Annotated in this window: 3 protein-coding genes; 1 reads left to right on the top strand and 2 read right to left on the bottom strand. The window is 41.7% G+C overall.

Annotation, left to right across the window (positions count from 1 at the left end; all coding sequences use genetic code 11):
* On the top strand, positions 1-867 hold an 867-nt coding region (locus ACE5CV_RS08005; protein WP_374949645.1), incomplete at its 5' end, for a helix-turn-helix domain-containing protein.
* Between the two features lie 5 nt (positions 868-872).
* Here ACE5CV_RS08005 and ACE5CV_RS08000 read toward each other — a convergent pair.
* Together ACE5CV_RS08000 and ACE5CV_RS07995 are read right to left on the bottom strand one after the other, a co-directional pair.
* A complete protein-coding gene (locus ACE5CV_RS08000; RefSeq protein ID WP_374949644.1) occupies positions 873-2,813 on the bottom strand; it encodes a sigma 54-interacting transcriptional regulator in 1,941 nt (646 codons plus the stop codon).
* Positions 2,810-4,402: histidine kinase dimerization/phosphoacceptor domain -containing protein (locus ACE5CV_RS07995; protein ID WP_374949643.1), on the bottom strand; the 1,593-nt coding region annotated here is incomplete at its 5' end. The genes ACE5CV_RS07995 and ACE5CV_RS08000, both read right to left, overlap by 4 nt.

The raw sequence follows: 4,402 nt of genomic DNA, 5'->3' as shown, positions 1-4,402 counted from the left end.
AAGCAAAACGGCGAGCCGGCTTTTAAATTATTTTCATTTCACGACAATTCTTTGTTTGATACGCTGCAGCGAAATAATTTTTTTACGTTGATATGGCTCACCAGTGGCAGCGGTAGCGTGGATGCAGATTTCAACAATTATAAATTTGAAGAGAGCAGCTTGTTTAGTTTTGCACCTTATCAGCCCTACAAATTAAACGTGGACACACCGTTAAAAGGTGTTGCCATATATTTTCATGCGGAATTTTTTTGTATTCACAAGCACCAGAAAGAACTGGCACTTAATGGTGTTTTATATAATAATGTTTATCAGCCACCATTTGTAACGGTTGACAGCAATTCGGCTGCCATTTTCAGCATGGTCTGTGAACAGATTACCCGTGAAATGCAAAATGCGGCGCTCGCCCAACATGAATTACTGGTCTCTTATCTTAGAATATTTCTTATTACTGCCTCCCGGCTAAAAATCGAACAACAGCCTGTAGTAAAACAAATGGCCGAAAATTCTAAAGAACCTTTTGTTCTTCAGCAGCTTAAAGATGCTATCGAGGAAAATTTTAAAATCAAACATTCTCCCAGTGAATATGCCGACCTGTTATATATTTCGCCGAAAGCACTTGCTAAGATCACAAAGATGCATTTTAATAAAACACCCTCGAACCTTATCAATGAACGCATCATTATAGAAGCAAAACGTGAACTTTACCTGACGGACAAAACAGTTAAAGAAATTGCTTATGAACTCGGGTACGAAGATGAATATTATTTCAGCCGGTTTTTCAAAACAAACGCAGATGTTTCTCCCCAACTATTCCGGGACACGGTAGGCTTTGCAAAGGGACTCGCACCAACAAAACCGTTGCGTTAATCCTTCTAGTCGATAAAACTCTTTTTAATGCCCAGCTTGTTCATTCTTGATTTAAGCGTTGACGGCGGCATATTAAGTATTTCGGCGGCAGCCCCTGGTCCCCAAATTTTTCCGTGACATTTTTTTAGTACTGACAGGATATGATCTCTTTCATTTTCTTCCATTGTTTTCGTACGTACTTCAGATACATCTTCACCTGACTTTTTACCAAATTCCGGGAAATTAATATCTTCTATTATTGATCCTTTGCATAACAGCACCCCACGTTCAATCAAGTGTTCGAGCTCTCGAATATTTCCCGGCCAATCGTAACACTCAAATTTTCTGGCCACTCTTTCTGAAACGCCGCTAATTTTCTTACCTGTTTTTCGGTTAAAATGGTCGATAAAATGAGATGTCAATGCAGGTATATCGTCGCGGCGTTGCCGGAGAGGTGGCAACACGATAGGAAAGACATTGAGCCTATAATAAAGGTCGAGGCGAAATTTACCTGCAGCAACTTCCTTCTCCAGGTTACGGTTGGTGGCCGCAATAATACGAACATTGATTTTTAGTACAGATCTGGAACCCACACGTTCCACTTCCTTTTCCTGTAGTACCCGCAACATTTTAACCTGCAGGTCCAACGGGAGCTCGCCGATTTCATCGAGGAAAATGGTTCCGGTATCTGCCTGTTCAAATTTGCCGATTCTTTTTTCAACGGCCCCTGTAAACGCGCCCTTCTCATGACCAAATAGTTCAGACTCTATCAAAGACGGAGGTAGTGCCGCACAATTTATTTTAATAAAAGGCTTGCCATTTTGTTTCGAACTGGCATGGATACAGTCTGCAATTTTCTCTTTTCCCGTACCGCTTTCTCCAAGAATCAGCACGGACGTATCTGATGAAGCCACCTGCGTAACCAGGTCCATTACATTTAAAACCAAAGGACTGTTACCGATAATTTCTTTGAAAAGCCCCTGGTGAAGGTTGGGTGCTGGCCGCGAGTCGGTTGGAAGGTAGTGCATAGACAGCGCTTCCTTTTTTTGCTCTGGTGTGATACTATCGATCACGGCCTTCAGCGACTGCTGCAAGCGCAAGAGTCCATTAAGCTTTTCCGCACTATATCCCTCCGGAATCCTCCTGAAGAAACTGAGTGATAGCGCGTAATTGTCATGAAATAAAAAGGGTAATACCAGGTTAGAACAGCATCCAAACGTCCGCGCCATCAATGCTTTCATTGGGTGCGCTGGAAAAAGCGCAGTAAAATCAGCGCCGTTATACCAGCCGGCTTTATCGTCGGCCGGAGTATTTTTAAGGGTCTGCGCAATCTCGTCAGTGGTTAGTTTGGAAATGTTAGATAATTCATCGATGCCAATAGTTTGATATTCATCAAATCCAGTGCGCAGGAAAGTGCAACCAGCAAATTGGTCCCCGTCCTTAGGCTTAAATTTCACGGAAAGGCAATCAAAAGAGATGTATTGCTGAAGGGCATTTGCGGTAGAGATTAGTTTACTGATCCAGGTACCCGGGGCTTGCGCAACCTGACTCAATGCCCTTTGTACTTTCATTTCAATGCGCCATAACGCCTCATTACTTTGTTCATGCCGGTAAAAAGCGATTTCCAAGGCTATCATTAGGTTATTCTCCTGAAAGGGCTTTACAAGAAAGCCATAAGGTTCAGTTGCCTTTGCAGCTGCAAGTGTTTCTTCGTTCGAATTGGCCGAAAGATAAATGAACGCTGTGTTATCCTCCTTCAGCTGTTTGGCTAGATCGATTCCTGTTAGTCTTCCTTTTAAAAAAATATCAAGTAGTACCAGTTCAGGCTTTTCTTTTTCAATTATCTTTATCGCCTCTTCTACAGAACGCGCAATTTCACAAACCGTATACCCCGCTTTCGTGAGTATCATCCTTAAATAATCTGCCTCCACAAACTGGTCTTCAACGATAAGTATTTTTTTCTTCATATAGTTTGGGGTGTTCCTTTAAATGATATTCCCTGCTCCTTAAGGGTAGACCTGTGATAGGTAAACGCAATTTTGACCGAGGTACCCCTGTTGCTTTCAATCGTAAAGTGGCCATCAATATCTCTGGCAAGACCCTGCATCAAATTCATTCCCATGGTATTGTTCCTGGCGCTGCTAAAACCAGCGGGTAGGCCTATGCCGTCATCTGTTACAACCAGCAAGATATTATTTTCATTATCATCGTTGGCTGTAAATGAAATATGAATAGTGCCGTTCCTATTGACAGGAAAAGCGTATTTGATGGCATTAGTTATTGTTTCATTTAAAATCAAGCCGATAGGTATGGCATGATACACGTCCAGATCAATAGGGTCTAACTGAAAATGAAACAGTATTCTCTTACCGGTATTGGTTGCGCTTTTCAAGTAATCCACCAGCTCATGTATATAAGCTGCCATATGGATATCACTCAAGTTTTCTGATTGATACAATTTCTGGTGAATGAGCGACATAGCTTGTATGCGTTGCTGGCTCTCCTCAATTGCCGAAATAGCTTCTGCATTTTTAAGATAACCCGATTGCGTACCAAGCAGGCCAATTACGGTATGAAAGTTATTCTTTACCCGGTGATGAATTTCTTTTACTAACCAATCCTTTTCTTTTACTAAATGCTGCAGAGACCTATTTTGGGTCCGAATTTCCTGTTGCTGGGCTTTCAATTTCATGTTCGTTTGCTGTTTTATCCAGGAATTGCGCATCAGCAAACTTATAATAATGAAAAGCAGTAAAGCAACACCTAAGGTCCAGTTTCGCGTTTGGGTGGCCTGGAGCAGCCTGGCATTTTGCAGCGTTGCTGTAGTTTCAAGGTTTGTAATGTTGTTGTCCTTTTTTTCAGATTCATATCGAATCATCAATTCGTTTATTTGCCTGCTTTTTGCCTCCGTGAAAGCACTATCATTTAGTGCCTTATAATCCTGGTAATACTTTATAGCAGATAACAGGTCGCCTTTGGCTGAATCAACTTTAAATTTCAGAAGACAAACATCTTTGCTCATCGTAATGGATGGCCCCGTCATCTTCAATATTTCGTTGCTCAAATACAGCTCTGCTTTGGAATATTGATAATTCTCGACGTAAAACTTCGATATATCATAATAACCAATGTATAAAATCTCCTGTTCCACCCGGCTCTGTTTATACTCCCTGATCATTTCAATAAATTGTGATTCGGCAAGTTTGTATTGTTTCAGCTCCGAATAACAATATGCAAAACTCTGAGCCAATATGGCCTTTTGTTGATGTGAAGTAGGCGGGTTTCTTTTACGCATCTCGCGAAGCTGGATTATGCCTTCCGCCCCTTTCTTTTGCTTGACCATTTGTTTTATCATGAGGCCTAACGTTCTGTAAACGCCGGTGCCGCCGGATCCAACTCGTTCCCTTTCTGCAATGCTTTTCGAATACCAAAAAACACTTTTCCCTGTTTCGCCGAGCACTTCGTATGTTAAAGCAAGTTCGCCATACACCTTCATTGCCGTTATCTTATCTTCTGCCGAGTCAATATATCTGGAAGCTTCCAGCGCATACTCAAG

The sequence above is a fragment of the Mucilaginibacter sp. genome, assembly GCF_964263795.1.
Lineage (GTDB): Bacteria > Bacteroidota > Bacteroidia > Sphingobacteriales > Sphingobacteriaceae > Mucilaginibacter.
Note: the sequence above shows the minus strand (reverse complement) of the source record. Positions and strands in the feature narration are given on the sequence as shown.